Origin of the sequence: Spongiactinospora gelatinilytica (assembly GCF_003236385.1) — a bacterium.
Classification (GTDB): domain Bacteria; phylum Actinomycetota; class Actinomycetes; order Streptosporangiales; family Streptosporangiaceae; genus Spongiactinospora; species Spongiactinospora gelatinilytica.
In genome coordinates this window covers 1-4,703 of record NZ_POUA01000056.1, presented here as the reverse complement: position 1 = coordinate 4,703, position 4,703 = coordinate 1, and the positions used below count along the sequence as shown (strand labels likewise).

General features: G+C 72.6%; 1 protein-coding gene. It reads right to left on the bottom strand.

All coding sequences use genetic code 11. From position 1 onward, the window contains the following. Positions 1 to 24 precede the first annotated feature (24 nt). Positions 25 to 4,695, bottom strand: coding sequence for a type I polyketide synthase (locus C1I98_RS10045; protein WP_267898031.1), 4,671 nt, complete (start codon positions 4,693 to 4,695; stop codon positions 25 to 27). Between the last annotated feature and the right edge of the window lie 8 nt (positions 4,696 to 4,703).

Sequence of the window (4,703 nt, the reverse complement as noted above, 5' to 3'; positions counted from 1 at the left end):
GGGAGACCCAATCCTTCTCAACGATCAGAGGTTCTCGTCGCCGCGGACACCGAACTCGCCGTCGAGCACCGCGAACAGCTCGTCATCGGTGGCCGACTCCAGGTCCGTCTCGGGTACGGGCCCGTCCAGGCCGTGGTCCTTGTCGTGCCATTGGCGGACCAGCGCCTCCAGGCGCGCGGTGATGCGGGAGCCGCCCGACGCGGACAGCCCGGCGAGGGCCGCTTCGAGGCGGTCGATCTCCTTGAGCACGTCCTGTGCGGGATCGACGTCCTCGAACAGCTCGGATTTCAGGTACGCGGCCAGGTGGGCCGGGGTCGGATAGTCGAAGACGAGCGTGGCCGGCAGCCGCAGCGCGACGGCCGCGCCCAGCCGGTTGCGCAGTTCGAGCGCGGTGAGCGAGTCGAACCCGGCTTCCTTGAAGGCGCGTTCGGCGGTCACCTCGTCGGTGGAGGCGTGGCCCAGTACCGTCGCGACCTGGGCGCGTACCAAATCGAGCAGTGCGCGCTCCCGGTCGGCGTCCGGCAGTTCGGCCAGCCTGCGGCGGAGGTCCTGGCCATCTGCCTGGTCCTCGGTGACGCGGCGTCTGGCCGGTGCCAGCCCGCGCAGCATCGGCGTGGAGGACTGCGCGAGCGACGCCGGGTCGAACTTCATCGGGACGAGGGTCGCGGCGTCCAGGCCGACCGCGGCGTCCAGGAGCGCCAGCCCTTCGCGTTCGGTGAGGGCGAGCACGCTCTCCCGCGCCATGCGCGACCGGTCCCGGCCGGCCAGTTCCCCGGCCATGCCGGTGGCCTGTTCCCACAGTCCCCAGGCCAGCGACACGGCCGATCGTCCGTCCGCTCGCCGCTGTTCGGCGAGGGCGTCCAGGAAGGCGTTGGCGGCGGCGTAGTTGGCCTGCCCCGGGCCGCCGAGCACGCCTGCGGCCGAGGAGAACAGCACGAACGCCGACACATCGGGCAGCAGTTCGTGGAGGTGCCAGGCCGCGTCCACCTTGGGCCGGAGAACAGTGGCCATCCGGTCCGGCGTCATGGACTCGATCACGCCGTCGTCCAGTACCCCGGCCGCGTGGACGACCGCGCCCGGCTCACGGCCCGCGAGCAGCCCGGCCACCGCGTCGCGGTCGGCGATGTCACAGGCGGCGATCTCGACCTCCGCACCGAGGGCGGTGAGGTCGTCGCACAGCTCGGCCGCGCCGGGCGCGTCCAGGCCCCGGCGGCTGACCAGCAGCAGGTCCCGTACTCCGCGCTCGGTCACCAGGTGCCGGGCCACCAGCGCGCCCAGGCCGCCGGTGCCGCCCGTGATCAGTACCTGGTCCGGCACGGCCGGGGGTTCCTCCACGGCCTCGCGCACCTTTGCCAGGGTGGGCGCGTACACCGCGCCGTCGCGTACGGCGACCTGCGGCTCGTCCCCGGCCACCAGCACCGGGCCGTCGGTGTCCACCAGCACGAACCGGCCCGGATGCTCGGCCTGCGCCGCCCGTACCAGCCCCCACACCGCGGCCCCGGCGAGGTCCTGGACCCGCTCCCCCGGGGTGGCCGCGACCGCGCCACGGGTCACGATCACCAGCCGGGACTCCGCGAACCGTTCCTCGGCGAGCCAGTCCTTGACGACCTCCAGGACGGCGAGCACCGTCGCACGCACCGCCCCGGGCACATCGCCGTCCTGGCGCGGGCATTCCAGCAGCACCGTGCCGGGCGTCGCGGTACCCGCCGCCACGGCCGCGTACGCGTCGCCGACCGGGGTGCCCGGTGCCGACGCCTTCGACCACTCCACCCGGTGCAGGAGAGAGTCAAGGTCTCCGGTCTGCGCGACCTGGGCGGCGCTGAGCTGCTGCGCCGACACCGCGCGCAGGGTCAGCGACCGGACCGAGGCCACCGGCGCGCCGGTCAGGTCGGCCAGCTCGATGGACAGCGCCTCCGGCGCGTCCGGCGTCGCCGTGAGCCGCGCCCGTACGTGCGAGGCCCCCGCCGCGTGCAAGGTCACGCCATTCCACACGAACGGGAGTAGCGGCCCGTCGTCCCGCCGCTCACCGACCTCCACCAGAGGAGCGGCGTGCAGGACCGCGTCGAGCAACGCCGGGTGCAGTCCGCCGTCCACGTTCGCGCCCTCGGGCAACGCGACCTCGGCGATGACGCCGTCGCTCGTCCGCCAGGCGGCGCGCAAGCCCTGGAACTCAGGCCCGTGCCCGTACCCGCGGGCGGCCATGTCGTCGTAGAAGCCGGTCAGGTCGATCGGTTCGGCGTCCCTGGGCGGCCATACCGCCAGGTCGGCGGCCCGGCCGGTACCGTCGCCCTCGCCGTAGGGGGCCAGCACGCCCGAGGCGTGCAGGATGTCGCCCGGACCGTGGACGGTCAGCGTCCGCCGTCCGGAGTCGTCCGCGGCCTCGACCACCACCTGAATGGCGACCCCGCCGTCCTCCGGGATGACCAGTGGCTCGTGCAACACCAGCTCCTCCACCACACCGCAGCCCACCTCGTCGCCGGCCCGGATCGCCAGCTCCACGAACCCGGTGCCCGGCAGGATCAGCCGGCCGAACAGCGCGTGATCGGCCAGCCATGGCTGCGCCCGTACCGACAACCGCCCGGTCAGTACGACCCCACCCGAACCGGGCAGCCGTACCACCGCTCCCAGCAACGGATGCCCCGCCACGGTCAGCCCGGCCGCCGAGACGTCGGCCACCGACACCGGCTCCAACCAGAAGTGCTCCCGCTGGAAGGCGTACGTCGGCAGGTCCACCCGGCGGCCCCGGCCCGCCAGCGCGGTCTTCCAGTCCACGGCCAGGCCGGACGCCCAGGCGCGGCCCAGGCCGGACCACAGGGCTTCGAGCTCGGGGCGGTCCTTACGCAGCAGCGGCACGAAGACCCGGCCGTCGCCTTCCAGCGCGGTCTCGGCGAGACCCGTGAGCACGCCGTCCGGGCCGATCTCCACGAACCGGCTCACCCCATGGGCGGCCATCGCCGCGGCTCCGTCACCGAACCGCACCGCGCGCCGGACGTGCTGGACCCAGTACTCCGGCGAGCACACCTCCTGGCCCGCCCAGGTCCCGGACACGTTCGACACCAGCGGCAGGCGCGGCTGCTCGAACCGGATACGCGATGCGGCCTCGGCGAAGTCCCCAAGCATCGGGTCCATGAGCGACGAGTGGAACGCGTGCGACACCCGCAACCACCGGGACCGCCACTCCACCCCGGCCGCGAACTCCTCCAAAACCTCCCGAGCCCCGGACAGCACCACCGCGTTGGGGCCGTTCACCGCGGCGATCGACAGATCAAGTCCTTCTATCGCCTGAGCGACATCGGCTTCGGCGGCGACGACCGCGAGCATCCCCCCACCCTCCGGCAGCGCCCGCATCAACCGCCCACGAGCCGCGACCAGCGCCGCCGCATCCCGAAGCGAGAACACCCCCGCGATGTGCGCGGCGGCCAGCTCACCGATGGAGTGGCCCATCACCGCATCCGGCACCACACCCCACGACTCCACCAGCCGATACAGCCCCACTTGCAGGGCGAACAGCCCGCACTGGGCGTAGGCGGTCTGCTCCAGAGCGGCGGCATCGGACCCCCACATCACCTCGCGAAGCGGACGGTCCAGCACCTGATCGACGACCGCGCAGACCTCGTCCACCACACCGGCGAACACCGGGAAGGTCTCGTACAGCTCACGGCCCATCCCGAGACGCTGGGAGCCCTGACCGGAGAACAACATCCCGGCCCGGCCCGACACCAGCCCGGCATCCGGGACCAGCGCGTCCAGGCCATCTAGCAGCGCCTCACGGTCTCCGGCGACGACCACCGCACGCCGTTCCAGCGCCGCCCGCGTGGTCAGCGAAACCGCCACATCGGACGGTTCCAACTCAGGATTGGCACGCAGATGCTCGGCCAGCCGACCGGCCTGCTCACGCAACCCGGCTTCACTTCGCGCCGACACGATCAGCGGAACCACACCGGCCGGCTCAGGCTCGGTGACCGCCTCCGCTTCAGGGGCCTGCTCCAGAATGATGTGCGCGTTCGTCCCGCTGATCCCGAACGACGACACCCCGGCCCGGCGCGGCCGACCCACTTCCGGCCATTCGCGGGCCTCGGTCAGCAGTTCCACCGCGCCCGCCGACCAGTCCACATGCGGAGTCGGCTCATCGACGTGCAACGTGGCCGGCAGCGTGCCGTTCCGCATCGCCATGACCATCTTGATCACACCGGCCACGCCCGCCGCCGCCTGGGTGTGCCCGATGTTCGACTTGATCGAACCGAGCCACAGCGGTTCTTCCCGGTCCCGGCCATAGGTGGCCATCAGCGCCTGCGCCTCGATCGGGTCGCCCAGCGTCGTGCCGGTGCCGTGCGCCTCGACCACGTCCACATCGGCGGTCTCCAGCCGGGCGTTCGCCAGCGCCTGCCGGATCACCCGCTCCTGCGAGGGACCGTTCGGCGCGGTCAGCCCGTTGGAAGCGCCGTCCTGGTTGATCGCCGAGCCGCGTACCAAGGCCAGCACTTCATGACCGTTCCGCTGGGCATCGGACAGTCGCTCGACGACGAGTACGCCGGCGCCCTCACCCCAGGCCACGCCATCGGCCGCCGCCGCGAAGGACTTGCTGCGCCCATCGGGGGCAAGCCCGCGCTGCCGGGAGAACTCCACGAACGAATCCGGTGTCGCCATCACCGTCACCCCGCCGACGAGTGCCAGCGAGCACTCCCCCTGCCGCAGCGACTGCG